This is a genomic window from Streptomyces sp. HUAS 31 (assembly GCF_028198125.1).
Classification (GTDB): Bacteria; Actinomycetota; Actinomycetes; order Streptomycetales; family Streptomycetaceae; genus Streptomyces; species Streptomyces chartreusis.
The window spans coordinates 1459071-1484102 of the sequence record NZ_CP116353.1; the positions used below are offsets into that span (position 1 = coordinate 1459071).

The following is a 25032-nucleotide window of genomic DNA, read 5'->3' on the forward strand; positions in this document are numbered from 1 at the left end:
GTGTACTACGACTGACGGGACGTGGCCCGGCTGCGCCGGTACAGGACGGTGCCGGCGACGAGCAGCGCACCGCTGGCGGCGATGCCGCCGATGACGCCCTCGGCGCCGATGCCCGTGTCGGGCATGTGGGGGTGGCCCGGCTTGCCCGGCCCCCTCTTGTCCGGCCCGTCACAGCCGTGGCCGTGGTCGTCTCCGTAGCCGCACTCGTGGTCGTCCCCGTAGCCGTGGTCGTCCCCGTAGCCGTGGTCGTCCCCGTAGCCGTGGTCGTTTCCGTAACCGTGGTCGCCGGGCTTGTCGTGCCCGTAGCCGTGGTCGCCGGGCTTCTCGGAGCCATAGCCGTAGCCGTGGTCACGGGGCTTGTCGTGCCCGTACCCGTGGTCGCTCGGCTTGTCGTAGCCGTAGCCGTAGCCGTGGTCCTTGGGCTTCTCGGAGCCGTAGCCATAGCCGTGGTCGCTCGGCTTCTCGGATCCGTATCCGTGGTCCTTGGGCTCCTCGGAGCCGTAGCCGTACCCGTGGTCGGTCGGCTTCTCGGAGCCATACCCGTGGTCCTTGGGCTTCTCCGAGCCGTAACCGTGATCGGTCGGCTTCTCGCTGCCGTAGCCGTACCCGTGGTCCGTCGGCTTCTCGGAGCCATACCCGTGGTCCTTGGGCTTCTCCGAGCCGTAACCGTGATCCGTCGGCTTCTCGCTGCCGTAGCCGTACCCGTGGTCCGTCGGCTTCTCGGAACCGTAGCCCTGGGAGCTCGGCGCGTCGGTGCCGTAGCCGGAGTTGCCGTGACCCGACGTGGTCTCGCTGGAGGTGGGGCGCGGCAGATCCAGGTTGTCGAGCTTCTTCTGCACCTCCTGGAATTGGTCCTGCGCCTCGCCGAATTTCTCGTGCATGTTGCCGATTTTCTCGTCCAGCTGCTCGTTCAGCCCGTCCGAGTCCCAGGGATCCGAATGGCCCGGCAGTGCGGCGGCGGATTTCGCCACGGAACCCTGCACGAATGGGGCCGCGGACGCGCCTGTGCCGTACAGGGACAGGGCGCTCGTCGCGGCGGCAGCCGCGATCAATCCCCTGGTCAAAGCCTGTCGCATTGTCGTTCGTCTTTCTCTCGGGAGAAATGGGGAAGCCGACGCCGGCCATGGGCGCGATGGCGTCGAATGCCGGGATCGGCTAGGTCGTGGGAGGAGCCGGGATGCCGCGCGCTCAAACTCGCCACGACTTGCAGACTATGAACGAAATGTGGAGGCCCCAGGAAACCGGGACGCGTCGATGTACTGGGAATTCACCCGATCGCCCGCGCCGATACCGTCCGTCTCGCGGACCGGCGGGAGGGGCCGCACGGGCAGCACCGCTGACCTGGGCCGCTCCGTCGGGGGCCCGCAGGACGCCGGGTAAACTCCGTACACGTGACTTCTGCGCCCGCCAAGCCCCGCATCCCGAACGTCCTCGCCGGACGCTACGCCTCCACCGAGCTCGCCACGCTCTGGTCCCCCGAGGAGAAGGTGAAGCTCGAGCGCCGGCTCTGGCTCGCCGTACTGCGGGCCCAGAAGGACCTCGGCATCGAGGTGCCGGACGAGGCGATCGCCGACTACGAGCGCGTCCTCGACACCGTCGACCTGGCCTCGATCGCCGAGCGCGAGAAGGTCACGCGGCACGACGTGAAGGCGCGGATCGAGGAGTTCAACGACCTCGCCGGGCACGAGCACGTCCACAAGGGCATGACGTCCCGCGACCTCACGGAGAACGTCGAGCAGCTCCAGGTCCGGCTCTCGCTGGAGCTGGTGCGCGACCGTACGGTGGCCGTGCTGGCGCGTCTCGGCAAGCTGGCCGGCGAGTACGGCGAGCTGGTCATGGCCGGCCGCTCGCACAACGTCGCCGCGCAGGCCACGACGCTGGGCAAGCGGTTCGCGACCGCCGCCGACGAGCTGCTGGTCGCGTACGGCCGGGTCGAGGAGCTGCTTGCCCGCTACCCGCTGCGCGGCATCAAGGGCCCGGTCGGCACGGCGCAGGACATGCTCGACCTCCTCGGAGGCGACGCGACGAAGCTGGCGGAGCTGGAGCACCGGATCGCCGCGCACCTGGGCTTCTCGCAGGCCTTCACCTCGGTCGGCCAGGTCTACCCGCGCTCGCTGGACTACGAGGTCGTCACCGCGCTGGTGCAGCTGGCGGCGGCGCCGTCCTCGCTGGCCAAGACGATCCGGCTGATGGCCGGGCACGAGCTGGTGACCGAGGGCTTCAAGCCGGGCCAGGTCGGTTCCTCCGCGATGCCGCACAAGATGAACACCCGCTCCTGCGAGCGCGTGAACGGCCTGATGGTCATCCTGCGCGGCTATGCCTCGATGACCGGCGAGCTGGCGGGCGACCAGTGGAACGAGGGCGACGTGTCCTGCTCGGTGGTGCGTCGTGTCGCGCTGCCGGACGCGTTCTTCGCACTGGACGGCCTGCTGGAGACGTTCCTGACCGTGCTGGACGAGTTCGGTGCGTTCCCGGCGGTCGTGGCGCGCGAGCTGGACCGCTACCTCCCCTTCCTCGCCACCACCAAGGTGCTGATGGGCGCGGTGCGCGCGGGCGTCGGCCGTGAGGTCGCGCACGAGGCGATCAAGGAGAACGCCGTCGCCTCGGCGCTGGCGATGCGTGAGCAGGGCGCCGAGCGCAACGAACTGCTCGACAAGCTGGCCGCCGACGAGCGGATCCCGCTGGACCGTGCAGGGCTGGACGCGCTGATGGCCGACAAGCTGTCCTTCACGGGCGCCGCCGCGGACCAGGTCGGCGTGGTCGTCGGCCGGATCGAGGAGATCGTGAAGCAGCGCCCGGAGGCCGCCGGTTACACGCCCGGGGCCATCCTCTGACCCGTCTATCCGTATGACTCGCTTCACGCAGGAGCAGCTGGCGGCCGCCCGTGACCGACTCGTCCCCGATGTCGTCGCGGACGGCCTCCATGTGCTGTTCTGCGGTATCAACCCGGGTCTGATGACGGCCGCGACCGGCCATCACTTCGCCCGCCCCGGCAACCGCTTCTGGCCGGTGCTGCATCTGTCCGGCTTCACGCCGAGGCTCTTGAAGCCGTCGGAGCAGGATGAGTTGCTCTCGTACGGGCTCGGCATCACGAACGTCGTCGCGCGGGCGACCGCACGGGCCGACGAGCTGGGCGCGGAGGAGTACCGGGAGGGCGGGCGGCTGCTCGCGACGAAGGTGGGCCGGCTGCGGCCGCGTTGGCTGGCCGTCGTCGGGGTCACCGCCTACCGGGCGGCTTTCGACGACCGCAAGGCCCAGGTGGGTCCGCAGGAGCGGACGATCGGGGACACGCGCGTGTGGGTCCTGCCGAACCCGAGCGGACTGAACGCGCATTGGACGGCGGCGACGATGGCGGAGGAATACGGGCGGCTACGGGTGGCGGCGGACGACGCCTGACGAGGCGCTCGGTCGGTCAGGTCAGGTGGTCACGGCGGGTCGGTCTCCGTGGCCACCGCTATGAGCTCCACGTCGTCGGACTCGTCGCGGTCGGCGACAGCCAGCACCAACCAACGGCCCGTGCCCACCGCTTCCCAGACGTAGGCCACGCGGACCCGTTTGCTGAGCAAGGCCCAGGGCTCGGGTATCTCCTCGTCCGCGGTGCGCAGCAAGGTGGTCTGGCCGTTCCACGGGGGCTTCTCCCCCCACCGCGCGGCGAGCGGCTCGTGGAGTGCGTCGCGGTACTTCTCGAACTGCTCCACCGTCGACGCCCGTGTCCCGCAGTCGCCGTGGCTCCTCTCTAACACGGCGAGGTGGTACCCCGGCCCGCTCTCGCCGCCCTCGTACGTGCTGTGCTCCGCCGTGAACGGGCGGGAGCACAACTCGTCGATGAGGGCGATGTGCCGCGCGATGTTCATGGGGTCCAGTAAACCCGGCGGCACTGACAATTGGCGCGCCGTCAGGCGTCCCGGCGTCGCACGCTCCAGGCCCCCGCCAGCAGCGCGGCAGCCGTCCACAGCGCGGTCACCGCCAGGCCCGACCACGGTCCGAGGGTGCCGTCGTAGGTCTGGTGCAGGACGATCTGGCCGGCCTTGTCGGGCAGGTAGTCGGCCACGGTGCCGACGGCGTCGCCGACGACGAAGGACACCACGAGGATGAACGGGATGAGGACGGACAGGGTGGCGACTCCGCTGCGGAGCACGGCGGTGAGACCGGCCGCGAACAGGGCCATGAGCATGAGGTAGACGCCGCAGCCGAGAACGCCTCGCACCTGTTGGGCCGCCGTGAGTCCGTTCGCCGCCGAGCCGAGTCCCGCGCGGGCGACGGCCAGTGCCGCGAGGGCGGTGACCAGTCCGACGAGCAGGGCCGGCACCGCGATGGCCGTCGTCTTGGCGGCGAACCACGGCCCGCGCCGCGGCACCGCGGCGAGCGTCAGCCGGAGGGCGCCCCCGTGGTACTCCGACGACACCGCCATCGCGCCGAACGAGACGGCGGCGATCTGGCCGGGCAGGACCCCGAAGAACGAGCTGAACAGGGGGTCGAAGTCGGGGTCGGAGCTCCCGTCGGCTCCGGCCAGGGCTGCGAACGCCGTGGTCACCGCGAACAGCGCCAGCAGCGCTCCCGGCAGCGAGCGCAGCGTACGGATCTTGAGCCATTCCGCGTGGAGTGCGGGCGTGAATGCCATGGTCAGGCCTCCTGGGGCTGTGCGGTGAACTCGGTCTCGCCGGCCGTCAGATCGAGGTAGGCCTGTTCCAAGGTGGCTTCCTCCGCGGCGAGTTCGAGGAGGGGGACGCCTGCCTCCGAGGCGAGCCGGCCGATGTCGTCCACGCGTGCGTGGCGCACGATCCAGTGCCCGTCCTCGTGCTGGACGGCGTCGTGCCCGTGCCGGGCGAGCGCGGTCCTGAGCGCGGTGGCGTCCGGGGTGCGGACGCGGACGCGGGGTTCCACGCGTGCGTGGATGAACTCGCGCATCGGGGTGTCCGCCAGCAGCCGCCCGCGACCGAGGACCACCAGGTGGTCGGCGAAGGACGCGGTCTCGTTCATGAGGTGGCTGGAGACCAGCACCGTGCGCCCCTCCTCCGCCAGGCGGCGCAGCAGGCCGCGGATCCAGATGATGCCTTCCGGGTCCAGGCCGTTGGACGGTTCGTCGAGCATGACGACCTCGGGATCCCCGAGCAGCGCCCCGGCGATCCCGAGTCGCTGGCGCATGCCGAGCGAGTACGTCTTCACCCGGCGACGGGCCACCGACGACAGCCCCGTCTCCTGAAGCACCTCGTCGACCCGGCGGTCCGGGATGCGGTTGCTCGCCGCCAGGACACGCAGATGGTCGCGGCCGGTGCGCGAACCGTGGGCCGCCTGGGCGTCCAGCAACGCGCCCACGTGGCGCAGGGGTTCCTTCAGGGTCGCGTAGGCCCGGCCGCCGACGGCGGCGGTGCCGGACGTCGGCCGGTCGAGGCCGAGGACGAGTCGCATGGTGGTGGACTTCCCGGCGCCGTTGGGGCCGAGGAAGCCGGTCACGCGGCCGGGGAGGACGGTGCAGGTGAGGTCGTCCACGGCGCGCCGGGTGCCGTACTCCTTGGTGAGTGCCTGGATCTCGATGCTGGTCATGGCAGCAGCCTGGCGGTCGGGGCCGGTCCGGGCCCTCCCCCGCCGGTGGAGATCGTCTCCCCCGTGCGGGGGAGGTCCGTTGTCAGTGGCGGCTGGCACGATGACCAAATGGTCCGCTTGCTGCGCCCGTTCGGCCGGGCGGTGACGTACACACGACTGCTGCACCTGATCATCGCCGTCGTGTGGCCCGCCATGCTGCTGTTCGTCCGGGAGGGGTGGTGGACCTGGGTGGTGGCCGGCGCGCTGCTGGCGCCGGCGGGCCTGGTGCCCGCGATGCGGACCGTGGAAGGGCTCCAGGCAAGGCTGCTGCTGACCGGTCAACGGCACGACCGGGCCGGCGAGGACATCGTCGTCGCACCGTCCGCCTCCTGGGGCGACCGAGGACGGCTCGTCGTGTGGCTGGAGGCGCGGCTGGTGCTCGGCTGCGTGGCCACGACCCTCACCGCTCAACTGCTGTTCTTCATCGTGGACTTGATCGCGGCACCGTTCGGCGGGGACGACACCGACGGCGGGCTGTTCGTCCTCACCGGTCACGCCTGGTGGCACGTCCTGCTCGTGCCCGTGCCGCTGGTCGCCCTCGCTGGGACGGTCGTGGCCTCGGGACATCTCGTCACCGCGCTCGCGCTGCGCCTGCTGGGCCCGTCCCCGGCCGAGCGCCTCGCCGCCCTGGAGGAACGCACCGAACAGCTCCTGGAACGCACACGCATCGCCCGCGAACTGCACGACTCCATCGGCCATGCGCTGACCGTGGCGGTCGTGCAGGCGGGTGCGGCCCGCGCGGTCGGTGATCCGGCCTTCACCGACCGTGCCCTGGCCGCCATCGAGGACACCGGCCGGGCCGCCCTGGAGGACCTTGAGCGGGTGCTCGGCGTGCTGCGGGAGTCCGAGCGGCCGGTCGGCAGCCGTCCGACGCTCACGGACGCCGACCGGCTGCTGGAGTCCGCGCGGGCCTCCGGCACCAAGGTCGACGTCGAGATGACGGGACCGTTGGACAGCGTGCCGGGGCCGGTCTCCCGGGAGGGCTACCGCATCCTCCAGGAGTCGCTGACGAATGTGCTGCGCCACGGGGGTTCCGTGCCGGCACGGGTGCGCATCGGGGTCGCGGACGGCACGCTCACCCTCGACATCCGCAATCCGCTGACCGCGGACATACCCGGGCCCGGCAGGGGCAGCGGCCTGCGTGGCATACGCGAGCGGGCGGCTCTGCTGGGCGGACACGCGCTGACCGGTCCCGCCGAGGGTGACTGGCAGGTGCATGTGGAGCTGCCGGTGAGTTGATCTAGGCTGACCGGATGCCGGTCACCGTTCTGCTCGTCGACGACGAACCCCTCGTACGCGCGGGTCTGCGGGCCGTGTTGGAGGCGCAGCCCGACATCGAGGTCGTCGGGGAGGCGGCCGACGGGGCCGCGGTGATTCCGCTGGTGCGGCAACTGCGGCCGGACGTCGTGGCCATGGACGTACGCATGCCGCTGCTGGACGGGATCGAGGCCACGCGCGCGGTGCTGCGGACGGTGGACGAGCCGCCGAAGATCCTCGTCGTCACCACCTTCGAGAACGACGAGTACGTATACGAAGCGCTGCGCGCCGGTGCCGACGGCTTCCTGCTGAAGCGGGCCCGGCCCGCCGAGATCGTGCACGCGGTGCGGCTGGTCGCCGAGGGCGAGTCGCTGCTGTTCCCGGCCTCGGTGCGGCAACTTGCCGCGCAGTACGGCGACGACGGCGGGAACCGGGCGGCACGCGCGCGGCTGGAGCGGGCCCGGCTGACCGAGCGGGAGGCCGAGGTGCTGCGCCTGATGGCGCGGGGGCTGTCGAACGCGGAGATCGCCGCCCGGCTGGTGGTCGGGACGGAGACGGTGAAGTCGCATGTGAGCGCCGTCCTGGCGAAACTGGGGGCACGCGATCGCACGCAGGCGGTGATCACGGCGTACGAGTCGGGGTTCGTGGCACCGGGGTGATCCACCCGGCCGCGGGCGGGCCGGGGCCAGGTAGGTGGTGCCCACCACTCGCCGGGGTCCGCACCGGCGAGTAGCATCCGCCCAACACGCGCACGAGCTGGGAGGACGGACGTTGGGGCAGCTGACCGGCGGGGATCCCTCGCTGCTGCGAAGGATCAACTCCGCGGTGGTGCTGCACGCCCTGCGTGCCACGGACGCCGCCACGCTGACGGAGATCACCCGGGTGACCGGACTGTCCCGGCCGACCGTCGAGGGCGTGGTCGAGGGGCTCATAGAGGCGGGGTACGTCGTCGAGAAGGCGGCGGACGAGAGTGTCGTACGGCGTCAGGGGCGGCCCGCGCGGCGGTTCCGGTTCCGGGCGGAGGCAGGGCACCTGCTGGGCGTGGAGATAGGCGCGCACCGGGTCGCCGCGCTCCTCGCCGACCTCGACGGCCGGGTGCTGGGCTCCATCGCCAAGGAGGTGGACGAGACGGCGCCTGCGGACGAGCGGCTGGAGCGGGTACGCACGGGCGTCGCCGAGCTGCTGCGGCGGGCCGGTGTCTCCCGTGGTTCGCTGCGGGCCGTGGGAGTCGCGACGCCGGGCATCGTGGACGCGGACGGCACCGTGCGGCTGGGTGCCGCGCTGCCGGAGTGGACCGGGCTGCGGCTCGGCGAGCGGCTGAGCCGGTCCTTCAAGTGCCCGGTCCTGGTGGAGAACGACGCGAACGCGGCGGCGGTCGCCGAGCACTGGAAGGGTTCCGCGACCGAGTCCGACGACGTGGTGATGGTGCTGGCCGGGCTGAGCCCGGGTGCCGGGTCGCTGATCGGCGGACAGTTGCACCGGGGGTACGGCGGGGCGGCCGGTGAGATCGGCGCGCTGCATCTGCTGGGCCGTGAGGCGACGCCGGAGACCCTGCTGTCGACCACGGACGAACCCCTGCGGCCGCTGGACGAGCACGCCGTCGCCGAGGTGTTCGCCCAGGCCCGCGAGGGCGACCAGCAGGCCCTCGCTGCCGTCGACCGCTTCATCCAGCGACTGGTCCACGACGTGGCCGCGCTCGTCCTCGCCCTCGACCCCGAGCTGGTCGTCGTCGGCGGCTGGGCGGCCGGGCTCGACGGCGTGCTGGAGCCCCTGCGGCGCGAACTTGCCCGCTACTGCCTGCGCCCCCCGAACGTCGCCCTCTCCCTCCTCGGCGAGGCAGCGGTCGCGACCGGCGCCCTGCGGCTCGCCCTCGACCATGTGGAGGAGCAGCTCTTCGCGGTGGAGGGCACGGTGACGGGCCGCCGCTGACCGGCCCGGCCCGGTCGATTCCATGATCGGGCTCCGTACGACAGCCGCGCGCCCCGGACGTCGTCCGGGGCGCGCGGCCGTGTTCGGGTCTGTGCGGTCGTCAGGACGCGCGGCGCTGCGGGTCCTCGTGTATCTCCACGCCGCCGGAGTCGCCGAAAGTCAGGCGGCAGGTGTCCGCGCGGTACGTGGCGACGGAGAGCGCGGCCGTGCGGCCCGCGGCGATGTAGCGGGTCGTCACGACGAGGACGGGCGCCCCGGGGAGGCGGTCCAGCGCCTTGGCGTCGTCCGCGCGGGCCGAGCCCAGCTCGACGGCGCTGTCCTGGCCTTCCAGCTCCAGCCGGTGCAGTTCGCGCAGCACGGCACGCGCGCGTGCCGCACCGGACGGCGCGTCGATGCCGGAGAGGTCGGGCACCGACGACTGGGGGATGTACAGCAGTTCGGCGGCGACGGGCTGACCGTGCGTCACGCGCGAGCGGTGCACGGTGTGCACGGGCTCGTCCCGGCCGCTCTCCAGGGCGTCGGCCACCGAGGCGGCCGGCACTGCCAGGTCGCAGTCCGCGGTCTGCCAGACGTCGCCGGCCGCGCCCGGCCAGGCGTGCTGCTCGGTGCCGACGGCCACGCCCACGCGCGGCGGCGCGACAGTCGTACCGACACCGCGGCGGCGCTGGAGCCTGCCTTCCAGTTCGAGCTGTTCGAGAGCCTGGCGGAGCGTGGCCCGGGCGACGCCGAAGCGGGCCGCCAGGTCGCGTTCGTTGGGCAGGATCTCGCCCACGGAGAACTCCGAGTCCAGTGCCTCGCTGAGCACGGTCCTCAGATGCCAGTACTTCGGTTCCGGCACCGATTCCAGTTGCGTGGTCCCCACCCTGTCCTCCGCAATCGCCGTTGCCCGGCGGCGTTTTAGCGCCCTTGTTTATTAAAGGTTGTTGCACTTATCTGCGACCATAGGGCGGGCCTCACCCTTGGTCAATACCAATCCTCCATCCCATGTCCGCGTATGTGCGGGACGCCCGGGAACGTTCACGGCACGTTCGTACAGAACGGCATTTGTTACATGTCGGCAAAGCCCCCGTCGCATCGAGGGGGCTCGGCGGGCGAACGGGCCGGTGCGCTCTAGTGGGCGGCCAGCGACCGCAGCTTGTCGGGGTTGCGCATGATGTAGACGGCCTGGACACGGCCGTCCACGACGTCCAGTTGGAAGACGGAGTCGGGCCTGCCGCCGGACAGGGCCAGCACCGCGATGCCGCCGTTGATCTCCAGGAAGCGCCAGGACAGTTCGTCGACGCCCTTGCTTGCGGCGCCCACGATGAAGCGGCCAACGTGGTCTGCCGTCTCCAGGACCCGCAGCGGGGCCTTCGCCTTGCCGCCGCTGTCGCCGACCAGCCGCACGTCAGGGGCCAGCAGCGACATGAGCCCCTCCAGGTCGCCCTCCGCGGCGGCGGCGAGGAAACGCTCGGTCAGGTCGCGTCGCTGGGCGGGGTCGACCTCGTAGCGGGGGCGTCGTTCGTCGACGTGTTTGCGGGCCCGTCCGGCGAGTTGACGTACCGCCGGCTCGCCGCGATCGAGCATGACGGCGATCTCGCCGTACGGGTAGCCGAAGGCCTCCCTGAGCACGAACACCGCACGCTCCAGCGGTGACAGCGACTCCAGGACGACGAGGACGGCGAGGGAGACGGAGTCGGCGAGGACGGCTCGCTCGGCGGTGTCCGGGACGGCGTCCCCGAAGTCGGTGACGTACGGCTCCGGCAGCCAGGGGCCGGTGTAGGTCTCGCCGCGCGCCTTGACCTGGCGCAGCCGGTCGATGGCGAGGCGGGTGGTGACGCGCACCAGATAGGCGCGCGGCTCGCGCACCTCGGACCGGTCGGCGGACGACCAGCGCAGCCATGCCTCCTGCACGACGTCCTCCGCGTCGGCGACTCGGCCGAGCATGCGGTAGGCGACGCCCAGCAGGACGGGACGGTGCTCTTCGAAGACGTCGGTCTCGGTTCCGGTGGTCACGGCACCATCCCAGCCCACCCGCCGGGCCCTGTCCAGGCGAAATCGCCGCGGCGGGCAGGGCTCTCCGCCAGGGGCTACCCGTCGGTAGTAATTGCTGACAAGCTGTCTACACGACGCCCAGTCCGTGAGCCCCGACTAGGAGCAGCATGTCCGCCACCGTCTCCTTCAAAGTCCCGACCTCGCACGGCCCGCAGAGCATGACCCTCGCCTACGAGCGCGTGGGCACCGGCGAACCGCTGCTCCTGCTGCACGGCATCGGCCACCACCGTCAGGTGTGGGACCCGGTGGTACCCGTCCTCCAGGGTGAGCGCGACGTGATCGCCGTGGACCTGCCGGGGTGCGGTGAGTCCCCCGCGCTGCCGGACGGGCTGGGGCACGACCTGGCGTCGATGAGCGTCGTGCTCGGGGCGCTGTGCGAGGCCCTGGAGCTGGAGCGGCCGCATGTCGCGGGCAACTCGCTGGGCGGTCTGCTGGCCCTGGACCTGGGCCGCGCGAACCTCGCGCGCTCGGTCACGGCCCTGTCGCCGGCCGGGTTCTGGTCGCAGCTGGAGCGGCAGTACGCCTTCACCGTCCTGACCGGGATGCGGCGAACGGCCGAGCGCATGCCGTTGCCGCTCGTCGAGTGGCTGTCCCGCTCCGCGGCCGGCCGTGCCACCCTGACGAGCACCATCTACGCCCGCCCCGGCCGCCGTTCGCCCGAGTCCGTGGTCGCCGAGACGGTCGGGCTGGCCCGCGCGGAGGGCTTCTTCGAGACTCTCCGCTCCGGCCGGGAGGTGCAGTTCACCGATGACGTGTCGGGGATCCCGGTCACCGTGGCGTGGGGCAGCAAGGACCGGCTGCTGATACCCCGGCAGGGCGTCCGGGCGAAGCGGATCATCCCCCGGGCCCGGCTGGTGCGCCTGCCCGGCTGCGGCCATGTGCCGATGAGCGACGATCCGGCCCTGGTCGCCCGGGTGTTGCTCGACGGCAGCCGCTGAGCGGGCCGCGGGGTCACTCGGCCAGGGCTTCCAGTACCGCCTTCAGCACGGTCGGGTTGTAGGGCATGGCGACGTGCGCGGTGCGGTCCTCGGGGTCGAGGTCCTGGAGGACCACGTTCCTGACATGGCTGCCCTCGGCCCCGGCGAGCGCGCACGAGGTGTACGGCGTGACCACGTCGTCGTGGCTCGTCGCGATCACCGTGTGCCGCACGCCCTCCGCGGTCTCGCCCAGGTCGGCGAGTTCCCGCTGGAAGGGGTGGTCGTGCTGGAGCTGCGGCCAGGCCGGGACGACGGTGCCCACGGCGCCCTGCTCCACGAGGTCCCTGGCGCCGGGGATCTGACGCGCGAGGTTCATCAGGCCCTGGGCGGTGACGCCGTGGTTGCTCGGGGCGATGCCGACGAAGTTGTGCACCTTGGGGGCGCCCCCGAGGGCGTTGAGGTAGTAGCGGGGCATCATGCCGCCCTGCGAGAAGCCGACGAGGTCCACCTGGGCGGCGCCGGTGCGGCGCAGCACCTCCTCGACGAACTCGGCGAGTTGCCGTGCCGACGCCCTGATGTCGCCGAGCCCGAAGAGCACGGGGTGCAGATGGCGGCCGTAGTCGAGGCGGAAGACGCGGTGGCCCGCGCGCCGCAGCAGCGGGGTGGCGTCGGTCCAGGTGTAGCCGCGGTTGCCGAACGTGCCGTGCACGAGCACCACCGGGCGCGGATGTTCCTCGGTCAGCGGCAGGTTCCAGTCGTCCTCCCCCGCCTCCACGTCGACGGTGGCGACGACTCCGGCGACAACGGCCCGGCCGAGTCCGGCCGCCCGGTGCGGTGCCTCGGTGACGTCGGTGGTGATGTCGTCGGTGTTGATGCCGGGGATCCTGGGCTGCGGGAAACTCACGGCGGTCCGTCCTTCCTGTGCGCGGCCTTCCTTCGTCCTCCCGGTCTTACGGTCCCGGCCGCGGCTCCCCTGATCCGCGTCGGCCGGCCGGCCGGGGCATCCGGCGGGCGCTCGCGGCGCGCAGCAGGCTGACGTACCACCCCCACTGCACCGGGCACGCCACCTGGCCGGTCAGCGAGCGCTCGGCGCAGTCCAGGCTGTGCCGGAAGGCCGCGTCGTGCAACGGCCGGAAGAACAGCAACCAGCCCAGCCAGCGCACACCGCGCGGGCGCACGACGAGGGTGTTGCGCAGCACCGTGCGCCCGTCGCCGAGGGGTTCGACGCTGAACTCGTGGAAGCCGTCGAATCCGCGCGGCCCGGTGAACCGGAAGCGCACCCAGTGGCCCGGCACATAGTGGCTCACCACATAGCGCACCGGACCGTGGCCGCCGGCCACCCCGACGGCCAGCGGCCCGTCGAAGCGCACCGGTGGCCAGTCGGGCGGCCACAGCCGGTCCTCCGCGCCGCCCAGGCGGTCGATCAGGGCGCCGACGTCCTCCAGGGGTGCGGGGAGGCAGCGTTCGTGCACATTCAGAACGGTGATCACGATGTCTGGCTGCCCGGTCCCCGGGTACGGCAACTCCGCCGAACGGGGAGCCGGAGAGCACGCCCGGCGCGCGGGTCTCCTCGTCTCACGCCGGGTCAGTCGTCCATGAGCCGAAGCAGCGGTCCCGTCATGGCGGTGGTGGCGAGCGCCATGACGACGAGCATGGCGAACAGGGCGGGCGAGAGCAGTCCGGCCGCGAGTCCGGTGTTGAGGATGATCAGTTCGGTCAGGCCGCGGCAGTTCATCATCGCGCCGAGCTGCGCCGACTCCCGCCACGAGAAGCGCAGCAGGCGGGCGGGCACCACGGTGGCGACGAACTTGGACGCCGCCGCGGCGGCCAGCACAGCAAGGCAGATCAACCAGCCGATCGCGCCGTCCACCGCGCCGAGCCGGGTGCTCAGACCGACGGCCATGAAGAACGACGGCAGCAGCATCCAACTGGTGAGCCCCTCCACGCGCCAGGCGATCTGCTCCACCGCCTCCGTGCGCGGCATGACGAGGCCGGCGGCCACGGCCCCGAACAGCGCGTGCACACCGATCTGTTCGGTGGCGAGCGCGCACAGCAGGACGGTCACGAGGACGATGGAGGCCGTGCGGGCCGCGGCCATCGGGCCCTCGGGGCGCCGCGTGCCGAGGAGGCGCACGAGCAGCGGGCGTACGACGCACCACACGACGAGGCCGAAGAGGACGACCCAGCCGACCGTCACGGCCGCGGCCGTCAGCGAACCGCCGCTCGCGATCGCCAGGACGAGGGCCAGCAGGCACCAGGCCGTGACGTCGGCGACGCTCGCCGAGGCCATCGCGAGGGTGCCGAGCCGGGTGTTGAGCCTGCCCTCGTCGACGAGCAGCCGGGCCAGCACGGGTACGGCCGTGATGCTCAGGGTCAGTCCCATGAAGAGCACGAACGGCACGGCGCCCACCCCGTCGGGCCGGTAGCCGTCCGGCAGGGCCAGGGCGACGAGCACACCGGTCAGAAAAGGGATGGCGATGCCGGAATGGCCGATAAGCGTTGATGCGGACAGACCGTCCCGGCGCAGCGCGGTCAGCGAGAGTTCGCGTCCCACGGTGAACATGAAGAGGGTGACGCCGAGTTGGCCGAGGGTGTTGAGGAACGGGAACACCTCGGGCGGCAGCAGCCGGCGCTGCGCGTCCGGCAGGAGCGCGCCGAACACCGAGGGGCCGAGCAGCAGCGCGACGGCGATCTCCCCGACCACGCGCGGCTGTCCGATGCGCCGGGCCATCGCACCGGCCCAGGCGGCGCAGGCGGTGACCAGGGCGAGGACACCGAGGATCCGGTACAGGGGTACTGCGCCGGAGTCGGCGGGCGCGTGGCCCGCGGGGCCCGTGTAGCCGACCGAGGCGAGGATGAGCGCCGTCACACCGACGGGTATCGCGACGAACGCGCCGTACCCCAGGAGCATTCGGCGCGGGGCGACGGCGGCTGCGGCTTCGGAGGGGTGGGCGGTACTGGCCTTCACGGGCGGCTCCTTGTCGAGCGCGGTGGCGGCTGGTCAGTGCGGGGATCCCTGCCCCTCGTTCGCCGGGTTCGCGCCCGCCGCATCCGCGTTCGAGGGCCCGAGGGCGAAGATCGGCCAAGGTCCGGGCGATGGCGGAACAGGGGCAGGGGGATGCCCGGTTCGGGCGTAAAGAGAGGAGACAGGCGCAACCGGCACATCGCATATGCGAGAGGAGTTCGTCATGTCCGCCGACCCGCACGGCATTTCGGCGCACCAGCACGACATGTCCGCGCATCCGCACGAAGTGCGGGACCCCGGTCCGCACGAGGGCGGTCCGTCCGCTTCGGCACCGCGGGCGTGGCGTCCGCTGCTCGCGGAGCCGTCGGTGTCGGGGCTGCTCGGCGACCGGCTGGTGGCGGCGGCGCTGCGCGAACTGCACGTCCTCGTGCCGCCGCGCACGGCGCTGCACTCGCTGCGTACGTTCCTGCTGGCCGACGCCTACGCGCGCACCCGCGGGATCCACTACGACCGGGCGGGGCTGTTCGTCGCGACGGCGTTCCACGACTCCGGGCTGACCGGGGGTGGCGCGTCGCTGCGGGGCGGATTCCCGGGCCGTTCGGCCGCGTTGCTCGACCGCTTCCTGGCCGGGCACGGGGTGGACGACGCGCGCCGCGCGGCGCTGACCCGGGCGGTCCGTGAGCACATGCGGCCCCGGCCTGCGCGGCACGCGGGGCCGGAGACGCGGCTGCTGCACTTCGGGGCCTGGCTCGACATCACCGGACGCGGTGGCCGTCGACTGCCGGGCGAGCGGGGGCGGTTGGCCGCGCTCGCGCCCACTCCTTGGTTCGCCCTGTCGTTCTCCGCCCGGGTGGCCGCCTGCGGGCTGCGCCGGGCACTGCCGGGCCCACCGGCGGTCTGACGGCCGCCGGGCACCGGCTCGGCACAGCGCATTTCCCGTCGCGAAAGGACGAAGACGTGCAAGACGACCAGCGTGTTTTCGATGTCGCCATCGTCGGAGGCGGCATCGGAGGGACGATGCTGGCGGCGATCCTCGCCCGCCACGGCGTGCGGGTGCTGCTTCTGGAGGGAAGCGGTCACCCCCGGTTCGCCATCGGAGAGTCCACCGTCCCCGAGACCACTTTCGGCCTGCGGGTCCTGGCCCGCCGCTACGACGTCCCGGAGATCGAGCACCTCGCGACCAACGGGGCCCTGCGCCGCCATGTGTCGTCGAACTGCGGGGTCAAGCGCAACTTCAGTTTCGTCTATCACCGCGAGGGAGAGCCCACCCGCGCCGAGGAGTGCACCCAGTACCCCACCTGGGGGCCGCCGCTCGGGCCCGACTCGCACTATCTGCGGCAGGACGTCGACGCCTACATGTTCCATGTCGCCGTCTCGTACGGCGCGACCGCCCACACCCACACCGTCGTGGACGACGTGAAGTTCGACGAGGACGGCGTCACCCTGGTCACCAGGGAGAAGGGCACCTTCCAGGCGTCGTACGTCGTCGACGCCGGCGGTATGCGCGCGCTGCTGCCGGAGCGGCTGGGGCTGCGGCAGGAGCCGCCGTACCGGACGCGCTCGCGCACCATCTTCACGCACATGGTGAACGTGCGCCCCTTCGACTCCGTCGCGCCGCCGCGCGAACAGCACGGGATGCCCAGCCCGTTCAGCCAGGGCACGCTGCACCATCTCTTCCAGGGCGGCTGGTTCTGGGTCATTCCGTTCGACAACCACAGTGCCGGCACGAGCGAGTTGTGCAGCGTCGGGATCAATCTCGATCTGGACCGCCATCCGCGTCCCGAGGGGGTGTCCGCGGAGGAGGAGTTCTGGCGCCATGTCCGCAAGTTCCCCAGTGTGGCTCGGCAGTTCGAGGGGGCCCGGGCGGTGCGGCCGTACGTGTCGACCGACCGGACGCAGTTCTCGTCGCGGTCGGTGGTCGGCGACCGGTGGTGCCTGCTGCCGCACGCCAGCGATTTCATCGACCCACTGTTCTCCAGCGGGCTCGCGGTCACGGTGATGGCACTCAACGCGCTGAGCCACCGGATCATCGACGCGGTGCGCGAGGACGATTTCGACACCGCCCGGTTCGGGTATCTGGAGCAGTGGATCAAGCGCATGTTCCGGTTCTACGACGACCTGGTCTCGTGCAGTTATGTCTCGTTCGACGACTTCGAGTTGTGGAACGCGTGGAACCGGGTGTGGACCATCACCACGCTGTACGGGACGAACGCGCAGAACCAGGCGGCGGTGGCATTCGAGAAAACGGGTGATCCGGCGTCGTTCTCGGCATTGGAGACGGCGCCCTATCGGGGTCTTCAGGGCGTCGACAATCCCTGGGTCGGGCAGCTCTTCGAGCAGGCCCGGGACGTCGTACTCGCCTATGGAAGCGGTGACCTGACGAAGGATCAGGCAGTCACGCGCATCTTCGACCTGCTGCGGGAGAGCGGGCTGTGCCCGGCGGTGTGGGGCACGCTCGACCCCCAGGACCGCTGCCCCTCCGGGGTGTTCACGCTCTGGCCGCTGATGCGGATCCTGCTGTGGGGCAGGTTCCGCTCGCCCCAGCACGTGCGGGGGACGTACTTCACCGGAGGTGCGCGGCTCGTCGGCAAGGAGGCGGTCCAGGCCCTCACCACCGACGTGCGGCGCGGCTCCTCCCTGGTGCAGCAGACCGTGCGGGACATGTGGGTCAACTGGAACCGCGACTGGACGCGCCGGGAGACTCCCTCCCGAAAATAAGAGCGGTATGTGCGCGGAAAGTCATTCCCGCGCATTCCGCAAGAAAGATTTACGGTTTGCCACCTCGGCACCTCGGGTAGGAAAAAAATTGGGCCCCAAATCTGAATTGGGCCACCATTCCCCCTGCTCGAACGAGAGACTACGGGCTGCATTCCATATGGCGCGAAATCCCTCCTGCCCCTTGCCCGCCCAATGCTCCTGGGATGACATATCCCAGCACCGGGACCGCCTCATGCGGCTGGTCCGACGACGACTCCCGAGCCATCAGGACGCCGAGGACTGCGTGCAGGAGACGCTGGCCAGGGCGGCCGCGCACTCCGCCCTGGACGGCAGCCGACTGGGGCCCTTCCTCACCTCCGTGGCGTTGCGCCTGTGCACGGATTTCTATCGTGACCTGGAACGACGCAGACGCCTGTTACAACGGACGGCCTTCTTGGACGACCCCGGGACGACCGAGGAGGACGTCTGCGACGAGGAGTTCGGCAAATGGCTGCTCAACCAGGTCCGGCAGCTGAGAGGGCGTGAGCAGGAAGTAATACTCGCCCGGTCCGAGGGAATTTCCACGGCGGAATTCGCCCGAATGCACAACATCTCCCTCAAGGCAGCCGAGGCTGCTTTCACCAGAGGGCGGGCACGCCTCAGAACGGCCTGCGTGAAGGCCATGGAAGACGCCACGGGATAATCAAACGAAGGGAAACTCGATCATGTCCAACAAAAACATGCAGGACATCCTCAAGGACCTCATGGGCAATATGGCGGACAGCGGAAAGGAGGCCTTCGACGACATTCTCAACCGGCCCGAGAAGTCGTCGTCCGCCACCGGCTCCGTCGAGGCCCTGGCCGGAATCCCGGTGAACGCCCTGGCGGCCCTGGCCGGCGCCGCCAACCCCGCCGCGCTGCTCGCGGGCGCCGCGAATCCGCTGGCGGCGCTCACGGGTACGGCGAGCAATCCGCTGGCGGCGCTGACCGGGGGCGCGGCCGGGGCGGCAAATCCGTTGGCCGCGCTCGCCGGAGCCGCCGGTGCGGGCGCCGCGAACCCGCTTGCCGCGCTCGCCTCGGCGGCAGGCGGCGCGGGGGGCGGCAATCCCCTCGCCGCTCTCTCCGGACTCGCGGGGGCCGCGGGCGCCGCCAATCCCCTGGCCGCGGTCGGCGGTGCCGCGAACGCGCTCGGCGGGATCGGGCAACTGGCGGGCGGTGTAGGTCAGTTGGCGGGCGGTGTCGGACACGCCGCCGAGGGTGCGGGCGATCTGCTCGCGCTGCCGGCCCAGCTCGCCCAGCTCCTCGAACTGATCCCGAAGCTCATCCAGGCGCTTCAGGCCCCGGCCGGCAAGGCGGCCAAGGCCTGACGGCGCCCACGTCCGCACGACTCGCGGGGACCGGCTCGGCACGTACATCCGCCGGGCCGGTCGCCGGACCGGTTCGGCGAACCGCTCTACCTGAGGAGATCACGCACGATGGCTTCTGTCGTCGGGGATCGGCTGCGGCTGGTGGTCAAGGTGCTGGGGAGCCTCGTCGCCGACGAGGTCGGGCAGGCCACGCGGCTGCGCAGACGTACGAGACAGGGGCAGGCGGGTGCGGCCGAGGGCGGCGCGGCGGCCGACGAACGGAGGGCCAAGGCCGTGCGGCACGCTCTGGAGAGCCTCGGCCCCTTCTATGTGAAGCTCGGTCAGATCCTCTCCACCCGGCCCGACATGGTGCCGCAGTCGATCCGGGACGAGCTCCAGAACCTGCACGACGAGGTGGACGTCCAGCCGTTCTCGGCGTTCGAACCCATGCTGGCCGGCGATCTGGGGCCCGACTGGAAGCTGCGGTTCGACGACATCGACACCGTCGCCCCGCTCGGCGCCGCCTCCCTCGCCCAGGTCTACCGGGTGACGCTGCCTGGCGGCCGCCCGGCCGTGGTCAAGATCCAGCGCCCCGGCATCCGTGAGGGCGTGCTCGCGGACATGGCCCTGATGCGTCGGGCAGCCCGGATCGTGGCCCGACTCGCGCCGCGCTTCAACGAGGTCATCGACGTCGAGGCGATGCTCGGCTCCGTCTTCGACGCGATGGAGCCGGAGCTGGACTTCACCGGCGAGGCCCGCAACATGGACGAGGCCCGGCAGTACGTGCGGTCCTTCCGCACGCTGGAGGTGCCCAGGGTGCTGCACGCGAGCCCCCGGGTCCTGGTCCAGTCGCTGGCCCCGGGGAAGTCGGTGCGGCACATCGACCGCGCCCACTTCGGCGACGACGAGCGCATCGAGATCGGCAAGGACCTGCTGCGGTTCATGTACCACGGGTACTTCGTGCACCGCGTCTTCCACGCCGACCCGCACGCGGGCAACGTCTTCGCCGTGCCGGGGGGACCCGCGACGCTCATCGACTGGGGCATGGTCGGCCGGCTGGACCGCCGTACGAGTCTGCAACTGCTGCCGCTGTTCATGACGTTGGCACAGAACGACGGCGCCGGGCTCGCGCACCACTGGGCCGAGATGGGCCGGGTGACGTCGTGGTCCAACATGCCCGCGTTCACCGCCGACATGGCGGCCTTCGTGCCCAAGGTGTCCCATCTGTCGCTGGAGGACCTGAACTTCGGGGTGTCCCTCACGACCGTGCTCGCGAAGGCGACCAAGCGGGGCATCGGATCGCCGCCGGCGGTCTCGCTGCTCGGCAAGTCCTTCGCCAACCTCGACGGGTCGGTGCGCTGCCTCGCCCCCGAGATCACGCTGCCGGAGGTGTTCCAGGGCGAGGTGGCGAAGATCCTCCTCGCGCTGGGCCGCGAGTTCCTGGGGCGGCACCAGTTCGCGCGCAACTCCATGGAGCTGCTGCTCGCCGCCGTCACCAGCCCCGAGCAGATGCGCGGGGTGCTCGGTGACATCGCCAACCGCCAGTTCGCGTTGCAGGTCCACGAGCCGCGTACCACCGCCGCGATGGGCGGCCAGCGCCCGACGCGCCCCTCCGGCGGCCTCGTCGCCCTGGGCGCGCTGGCGTACCTGCTCGCCCGCCGCCACTCCCGCTGACCGACGTGACCGCCGCACTCATGTGAACCCGCTGACCAACCGGAGGTTCTCCTTGCCCGAGTCCGCAAGCCCGCAGCCCGGCTCGGTGCCGGACGGCACTCTTGCCGACGGCGTCCCACCGTCGTACGGCCTCTCGCGCGTGGCGCTCTGGACGGCCGCCGCGCATGCCGCCGAGTGCGGCCGGGACTCGCCGTACGTCCTCGATCCGTGGGCCGCGGAATTCCTGCACGCGGCCCGGTTCGCCGGCGGGCCGCCCGGTGACGGGCCGCTGCAACGGCTGCTGCCCGACTGGGCCGTGGTGCGTACCCGCTTCTTCGACGAGTACCTGGTCACCGCGTCCCGCTCGGGCTGCCGCCAGGTGGTGCTGCTCGGCGCCGGCCTCGACACCCGTGCCTTCCGGCTGCACTGGCCGGCCGGTGTGCACGTCTTCGAGGTAGAGGCGCCCGCCGTTCTGGAGTTCAAGGACCGCGTGCTGGAGGGGACCCGACCCACCTGCGGCCGGCGCAGCACGGTCGGCGTCGACCCGAGCGGGTCCTGGGCCGAGGCCCTGCTCGCGGCGGGCTTCGATCCGCGCCGGCCCACGGCATGGCTGGCCGAGACGCTTCTGTACCACCTCCGGCCGGACGCCGTGATGTCCGTGGTCGGCGCGATGACGCAACTCTCGGCGCCCGGCAGCACGTTCGGTGCGGAGTGCGTGAACGCCGAGGCCGCCTCGACCGCGTTCGTGGCGCCCTTCCTGGAGGCCCTGTCCACGACCGGCATCGCCTGGCACTGGCAGCTCGCGGACCCCGAGGGCTGGTGGGCGGAGCAGGGCTGGGAGGCCGGCGTCGCCGATCTCTTCACGCTGCCGTACGTCATCCAGCGGCTCGCCCCCTATCTGCCACTGCTGACCGAGGCCGCGGCCAAGTGCGCGTTCTTGACCACGGGCACGCTGACGAAGTGACCGGCACGACGAAGGAGCCCCGGGCGGTGCGGCCCGGGGCTCCTGTGCTGTGCGTCCGTCGGCGGCTACGCGCGCTCCAGTTCCAGCAGGGCCGCCAGCCACAGATCCGGGAGTTCGTCGGCGGTGGCCAGCGTGGTGTCGTGCACGACCGTGAGGCAGGAGGTGTCGTGCTGACTCGTCAGGGTCGTCAGGCAGCGGATACCGGCCGCGACGCCCGCGAAGACCGCGGCACTGCGGGACGCGGCCCCCTGATGGACGAGCGCGGTACCGAAGTTGACGCTGCTGACCGGTGCGGCGACGACGTCGCCGTTGACCATGCGGGTGCCGACGCGGGCGCCCAGGGCCCGGGGGGTTGCGGCGAGCAGCAGGCGGACGGCGTCGCGGCGGCGCCTCGCGCGCAGTTGGGCCGTGGCCGCGATCACCCGGGCGAGGGCCTGTCGCGGTGACGGCTCGTCACAGGGCAGCAGGAGCCGGGCGGTGACCATCCGGTTGCCGGGGGCGCACTCCTCCCCCGGCGACCGGACCGACATGGGGACCGCGACGGGCAGCGGCGGATGGGGTGTTCCGGTCGCCTTCATGTGCCAGGTGTGCACGGCGTGGGAGAGGGCGGCGAGGTAGACGTCGTTGACGGTGCCGCCATGTGCGCGGCCGATGGCGCGCAGCCTGGCCAGCGGGGTGTGCGCCCGGCACAGGGTGGTGCGGCCGCTGCTCGGCCCGTCGAAGGCGGGTTTGGCGGTGGGGGCGCGGAAGCCGCCCACGGCGTCGCCGAGGGCCTCGACCAGACCCCGGCGGGTCGGCCACGAGGCGTGGTGGGCGGCGGGGCCGCCCTGGGGGTGGTCGTCGAGGAGGTCCCGGGCGGTGTGGGCGGCGCCGACGCCGTCCTGCACGGCGTGGTCGGAGCGATAGCACAGGCTGTGGCCGCCGCCCGGGCCGTGCACCAGCCACACGTCCCACGGCGGCCGGGTGCCCGTGTTCATGGGCCGGGTCAGCATCAGCCGCGCGGCCTCCGCCTCGTCGGCGTCCTCGGGCAGCCACACCTCGTGCACATGGCGCTCCACGGCGATCCCGTCGACGCGCCGGAACACGGGGCGGTGCCGTTCGATGCGGTAGCGCAACGACGGGATGCGGTGGGCGCGTTCGGCCACGCGCGCGCGTACCGCGTCCAGGGTCGGTGCCCGGCCGCCGAACCCGAACACGAAGGCGACCGGCAGCGGTCTGCCGCGCATGGCCAGGTGGTAGGCGACGTCCGCGGTGCCCATCCGGAGCGTCGGCGGCAGGCAGCCGTCGCTGCCGAGGGGGCGTCGGGTCATGGCGGGACCTCCGTGTCGGTGGAACGTGTCGGGGGGCGGGGTGTCAGCAGGTGCGCCGCGTGGAGCGGCCGAGGGTGTCCAGGTAGGTCCGCAGGAGGGGACGGGCGGGGCCGTGCACGGGCATGCGCGGGGCGGCGGAACGGTGCCAGGGCAGCGGGTCACCGGGGGTCGGGTCGCCCAGGAGAGCCGCGGCGACATGTGCTCCGTGGGCCACGGACATCGCCAGGCCGTGGCCGCAGCAGCCGCCGATGTACCAGACGCCGGGCAGGCCGTGGACGGGACCTACCACCGGCAGCCCGTCGCCGGTCATGCCGACGCGGCCGGACCAGCGGTGGGTGACGGGCAGATGGGCCAGCTCGGGGTGCAGGGACCGCACCCAGCGGCCCAGCCACGCCCAGGCCTTCTCCCGGGCCGCTACAAGCCGGGGGGTGCCGAGTCCGGTGGGCAGGGTGACCGTGCCGCCGCCGGCCACCAGCCCGCCGTCCGGGAGCGGCCGGAAGTACGGGGCCATCGGCAGGGCGTCGACGACGGCGTACCCGTCGAACCCGCCGAGTTCCTCGTACGCCGCGTCGCTCACGGGCGCGGTGGCGACGGCGTACACCTCCAGCGGCACGATCGTGCCGACCGGCAGGCCGAGGGACGGCGCCGCGGAGTTGACGGCGAGGACCGCCCGACCGGCGTGCAACCGGCCGTTGGGGAAGTCCAGCTCGCAGCCGCCCCGCTCCCCCGCGCGGACCGCCAGCAGCGGGCTGCGCCCGTGGAACCGCACGCCCTTGGCGGCGCAGGCACGGGCGAGGGCGCCGGTGAGGGCGGCCGGGTCGAGGGTGGCGGCGGTGCGGTGCAGCAGGCCCGCAGTGTACGGGACGCCCACGCGCGCGCGTACCTGCGCGCCGGACAGCGCCGGCACGTCCAGGCCCAGCGCACGGTAGGCCCCGGCCCGCCGGCCGAGCGACGCCAGGCCGGCCGGGGCGCGTGTCGCCATGATCTGCGCGCCGGGGCGCAGCCCGCACGGCACGTCGAGCCGCCCGCACAGGTCGAGGACCTCCTTCACGGCCCGTTCGCTCGCCAGATGCATCCGGCGTGCGGCCCACGGCCCGTGACGCTGTACGGCGCGGTCGATCGCGGGCCCCGCGCGCGGGCCCAGCAGACCCGTGCCCCGGCCGCTGGCACCGGCGGCGGGTCCCTCGGCGTCGATCACCACGATCTCGCGGCCCGGGTCGCGTTCGGCCAGGTGGTAGGCGCAGGCGAGGCCCGCCAGACCGGCCCCGACCACTGCCACGTCGGCCGTGACCGTGCCGTGCAGCGGAGGCCGGGCGGGCAGGTCCGGCTGCTCCCAGGCGGGGGTGCCGGACGCCGACGGTGTCATCCGGTGTCCTCCGGTACCAGGTCGCGCAGCGAGCGGAACCGGCGGTCGTGCCAGAGCAGCGGGCGCCCGCCGCCCACGTGCACGGCGGCGGCCTGTCCGACGACCAGGTGGTGGTCGCCGTACCGGCGTACGTCCACCACCAGGCACACCGACCAGGCCAGCGCGCCCGCGATCACCGGGACACCGAGGACCTCCCGCATGTCCGTGCCGGCGAACCGTTCCGCGGCGGGGGCCGTCGGGTTCGCGAACCGGCCCGCCAGTTCGTGCTGTTCCTCGCGCAGCAGATGCACCGCGAACGCGCCGTGGGCCCGGACGGCGGCGAGGGTGCGGGAGCCGTCGCGCAGGCAGGCCAGGAGCAGCGGCGGCCGGGCCGACAGGGACGTCACGGCGGACACCGTCATCCCGAGCGGCCCGTCCTCGCCGCGCGCGGTCACGACGGTGACGCCTGCGGCCAGCTTGGCGTAGAGGCCGAGACAGCGGGCGGCGCCGGGGCCGGGGTCGTCGTGCAGGGGGTCGTGGTAGGTGGCGTACTCAGCCGTGAGCGGTGGCGGCGCACTCATCGATCACCTCCGCGCCCACCAGACCCGCCAGGATGCGGGCGATGTTGGTCCGCAGGGTGGACTCGGCGACGGGGTCGAGGATCTCCGCCAGGGTCGGGATGCCGAGGTCGAAGCAGGCGGTGAACACGACGAGCGTGCCGCCCTCGCAGGGCTCGCAGCGCCAACTCCCCTCGAAGGTCTGGAAGTCGCCGCTGAGCTGCTCGAAGGTGAGCGTGAGCGTGTCCGGGGCGAACGTGTCGCGCTCCCGCCAGCGCATCAGCCCGCCCCGGAAGGAGACGGTCCAGTCCGACACAACCGATCCGTCGGGAAGCGCGTCCACGCGGACCTCGCGCACGGTGTCGGTGAGTTCGGGGTAGCGGCGGAAGTCGGTGATGCGGTGGTAGACGGCGGCCGGTTCCGAGCCGTCGGCGATCGCGTGCAGGACCACTTGACGCATGGGTTTCCGTTCCTT

25 protein-coding genes are annotated in these 25032 nt (G+C 72.2%); 12 read left to right on the plus strand and 13 right to left on the minus strand.

Features of this window, described 5'->3' with window-relative positions:
• Window positions 1–5: 5 nt before the first annotated feature.
• The gene (locus tag PGH47_RS06240; protein ID WP_271662616.1) at window positions 6–1064 is read right to left on the minus strand and encodes a hypothetical protein; all 1059 of its coding nucleotides are present in this window, start codon (window positions 1062–1064) and stop codon (window positions 6–8) included.
• 327 nt (window positions 1065–1391) lie between these two features.
• On the opposite strand from PGH47_RS06240, the gene purB reads away from it, so the two are divergent.
• Both purB and mug read left to right on the plus strand, forming a co-directional pair.
• Window positions 1392–2834: an adenylosuccinate lyase gene (gene purB / locus PGH47_RS06245; RefSeq protein ID WP_126901139.1), complete on the plus strand. Its 1443-nt coding sequence runs from the start codon at window positions 1392–1394 to the stop codon at window positions 2832–2834.
• A 13-nt stretch (window positions 2835–2847) separates the two neighbouring features.
• Window positions 2848–3396: a G/U mismatch-specific DNA glycosylase gene (gene mug / locus PGH47_RS06250; RefSeq protein WP_271662617.1), complete on the plus strand. Its 549-nt coding sequence runs from the start codon at window positions 2848–2850 to the stop codon at window positions 3394–3396.
• Window positions 3397–3425: 29 nt separating this feature from the next.
• Here the strand turns inward: mug and PGH47_RS06255 are convergent, their stop codons facing one another.
• The 3 genes from PGH47_RS06255 to PGH47_RS06265 are packed head-to-tail and all read right to left on the minus strand — an operon-like array spanning window position 3426 to window position 5544.
• Complete coding sequence (locus PGH47_RS06255) at window positions 3426–3854, minus strand: hypothetical protein (protein ID WP_271662618.1); 429 nt, start codon at window positions 3852–3854, stop codon at window positions 3426–3428.
• 41 nt (window positions 3855–3895) lie between these two features.
• Entirely contained in the window at window positions 3896–4621 is a 726-nt protein-coding gene (locus PGH47_RS06260; RefSeq protein WP_271662619.1) for an ABC transporter permease, read from the minus strand.
• A gap of 2 nt (window positions 4622–4623) precedes the next feature.
• Window positions 4624–5544: an ABC transporter ATP-binding protein gene (locus PGH47_RS06265; RefSeq protein ID WP_271662620.1), complete on the minus strand. Its 921-nt coding sequence runs from the start codon at window positions 5542–5544 to the stop codon at window positions 4624–4626.
• Window positions 5545–5652: 108 nt separating this feature from the next.
• On the opposite strand from PGH47_RS06265, the gene PGH47_RS06270 reads away from it, so the two are divergent.
• From PGH47_RS06270 to PGH47_RS06280, 3 genes are all read left to right on the plus strand, one after another.
• Window positions 5653–6822, plus strand: a complete 1170-nt coding sequence (locus tag PGH47_RS06270) for a sensor histidine kinase (RefSeq protein ID WP_271662621.1) — start codon at window positions 5653–5655, stop codon at window positions 6820–6822.
• Between the two features lie 14 nt (window positions 6823–6836).
• On the plus strand, window positions 6837–7499 hold the full coding sequence (locus PGH47_RS06275) for a response regulator transcription factor (RefSeq protein ID WP_271662622.1): 663 nt from the start codon (window positions 6837–6839) through the stop codon (window positions 7497–7499).
• A gap of 112 nt (window positions 7500–7611) precedes the next feature.
• Complete coding sequence (locus PGH47_RS06280; RefSeq protein ID WP_271662623.1) at window positions 7612–8769, plus strand: ROK family protein; 1158 nt, start codon at window positions 7612–7614, stop codon at window positions 8767–8769.
• Window positions 8770–8869: 100 nt separating this feature from the next.
• On the opposite strand, the gene PGH47_RS06285 is transcribed toward PGH47_RS06280, so the two are convergent.
• Window positions 8870–9631, minus strand: a complete 762-nt coding sequence (locus tag PGH47_RS06285; RefSeq protein WP_125526707.1) for a GntR family transcriptional regulator — start codon at window positions 9629–9631, stop codon at window positions 8870–8872.
• 248 nt (window positions 9632–9879) lie between these two features.
• Window positions 9880–10764 (minus strand): RNA polymerase sigma-70 factor, encoded by an 885-nt coding sequence (locus PGH47_RS06290; protein ID WP_271662624.1) that lies wholly within the window; start codon window positions 10762–10764, stop codon window positions 9880–9882.
• Window positions 10765–10910: 146 nt separating this feature from the next.
• Here PGH47_RS06290 and PGH47_RS06295 point away from each other — a divergent pair, with 146 nt between their 5' ends.
• Entirely contained in the window at window positions 10911–11741 is an 831-nt protein-coding gene (locus PGH47_RS06295) for an alpha/beta fold hydrolase (RefSeq protein ID WP_271662625.1), read from the plus strand.
• A 13-nt stretch (window positions 11742–11754) separates the two neighbouring features.
• Here the strand turns inward: PGH47_RS06295 and PGH47_RS06300 are convergent, their stop codons facing one another.
• From PGH47_RS06300 to PGH47_RS06310, 3 genes are all read right to left on the minus strand, one after another.
• A complete protein-coding gene (locus PGH47_RS06300; RefSeq protein WP_271662626.1) occupies window positions 11755–12624 on the minus strand; it encodes an esterase/lipase family protein in 870 nt (289 codons plus the stop codon).
• A 46-nt stretch (window positions 12625–12670) separates the two neighbouring features.
• Window positions 12671–13210, minus strand: a complete 540-nt coding sequence (locus PGH47_RS06305; protein WP_376053749.1) for an SRPBCC family protein — start codon at window positions 13208–13210, stop codon at window positions 12671–12673.
• 95 nt (window positions 13211–13305) lie between these two features.
• On the minus strand, window positions 13306–14688 hold the full coding sequence (locus tag PGH47_RS06310) for a cation:proton antiporter domain-containing protein (protein ID WP_271662627.1): 1383 nt from the start codon (window positions 14686–14688) through the stop codon (window positions 13306–13308).
• Window positions 14689–14908: 220 nt separating this feature from the next.
• Here PGH47_RS06310 and PGH47_RS06315 point away from each other — a divergent pair, with 220 nt between their 5' ends.
• The 6 genes from PGH47_RS06315 (at window position 14909) to PGH47_RS06340 (ending at window position 21345) form a co-directional block, all read left to right on the plus strand.
• A complete protein-coding gene (locus PGH47_RS06315) occupies window positions 14909–15586 on the plus strand; it encodes a hypothetical protein (protein ID WP_271662628.1) in 678 nt (225 codons plus the stop codon).
• Window positions 15587–15642: 56 nt separating this feature from the next.
• The gene (locus PGH47_RS06320; protein WP_271662629.1) at window positions 15643–17403 is read left to right on the plus strand and encodes an NAD(P)/FAD-dependent oxidoreductase; all 1761 of its coding nucleotides are present in this window, start codon (window positions 15643–15645) and stop codon (window positions 17401–17403) included.
• A 232-nt stretch (window positions 17404–17635) separates the two neighbouring features.
• On the plus strand, window positions 17636–18085 hold the full coding sequence (locus tag PGH47_RS06325) for an RNA polymerase sigma factor (protein WP_229914851.1): 450 nt from the start codon (window positions 17636–17638) through the stop codon (window positions 18083–18085).
• A 22-nt stretch (window positions 18086–18107) separates the two neighbouring features.
• Complete coding sequence (locus PGH47_RS06330) at window positions 18108–18749, plus strand: hypothetical protein (RefSeq protein ID WP_271662630.1); 642 nt, start codon at window positions 18108–18110, stop codon at window positions 18747–18749.
• Window positions 18750–18857: 108 nt separating this feature from the next.
• Window positions 18858–20402 carry an ABC1 kinase family protein gene (locus PGH47_RS06335; RefSeq protein WP_271662631.1) on the plus strand — a complete coding sequence of 515 codons (1545 nt, stop codon included), beginning with the start codon at window positions 18858–18860 and terminating at the stop codon, window positions 20400–20402.
• A gap of 52 nt (window positions 20403–20454) precedes the next feature.
• Window positions 20455–21345, plus strand: a complete 891-nt coding sequence (locus tag PGH47_RS06340; RefSeq protein ID WP_271662632.1) for an SAM-dependent methyltransferase — start codon at window positions 20455–20457, stop codon at window positions 21343–21345.
• A gap of 65 nt (window positions 21346–21410) precedes the next feature.
• On the opposite strand, the gene PGH47_RS06345 is transcribed toward PGH47_RS06340, so the two are convergent.
• Genes PGH47_RS06345 through PGH47_RS06360 form a run of 4 tightly spaced genes read right to left on the minus strand, consistent with a single transcriptional unit; the run spans window position 21411 to window position 25017 of the window.
• Window positions 21411–22655 carry a wax ester/triacylglycerol synthase domain-containing protein gene (locus PGH47_RS06345; RefSeq protein WP_271662633.1) on the minus strand — a complete coding sequence of 415 codons (1245 nt, stop codon included), beginning with the start codon at window positions 22653–22655 and terminating at the stop codon, window positions 21411–21413.
• A gap of 43 nt (window positions 22656–22698) precedes the next feature.
• Window positions 22699–24021 (minus strand): NAD(P)/FAD-dependent oxidoreductase, encoded by a 1323-nt coding sequence (locus tag PGH47_RS06350; protein ID WP_271662634.1) that lies wholly within the window; start codon window positions 24019–24021, stop codon window positions 22699–22701.
• On the minus strand, window positions 24018–24581 hold the full coding sequence (locus tag PGH47_RS06355; RefSeq protein WP_126900183.1) for a flavin reductase family protein: 564 nt from the start codon (window positions 24579–24581) through the stop codon (window positions 24018–24020). Before PGH47_RS06355 ends, PGH47_RS06350 begins: the two co-directional genes overlap by 4 nt.
• Entirely contained in the window at window positions 24553–25017 is a 465-nt protein-coding gene (locus PGH47_RS06360) for a type II toxin-antitoxin system RatA family toxin (protein WP_126900184.1), read from the minus strand. Before PGH47_RS06360 ends, PGH47_RS06355 begins: the two co-directional genes overlap by 29 nt.
• Window positions 25018–25032: the final 15 nt, after the last annotated feature.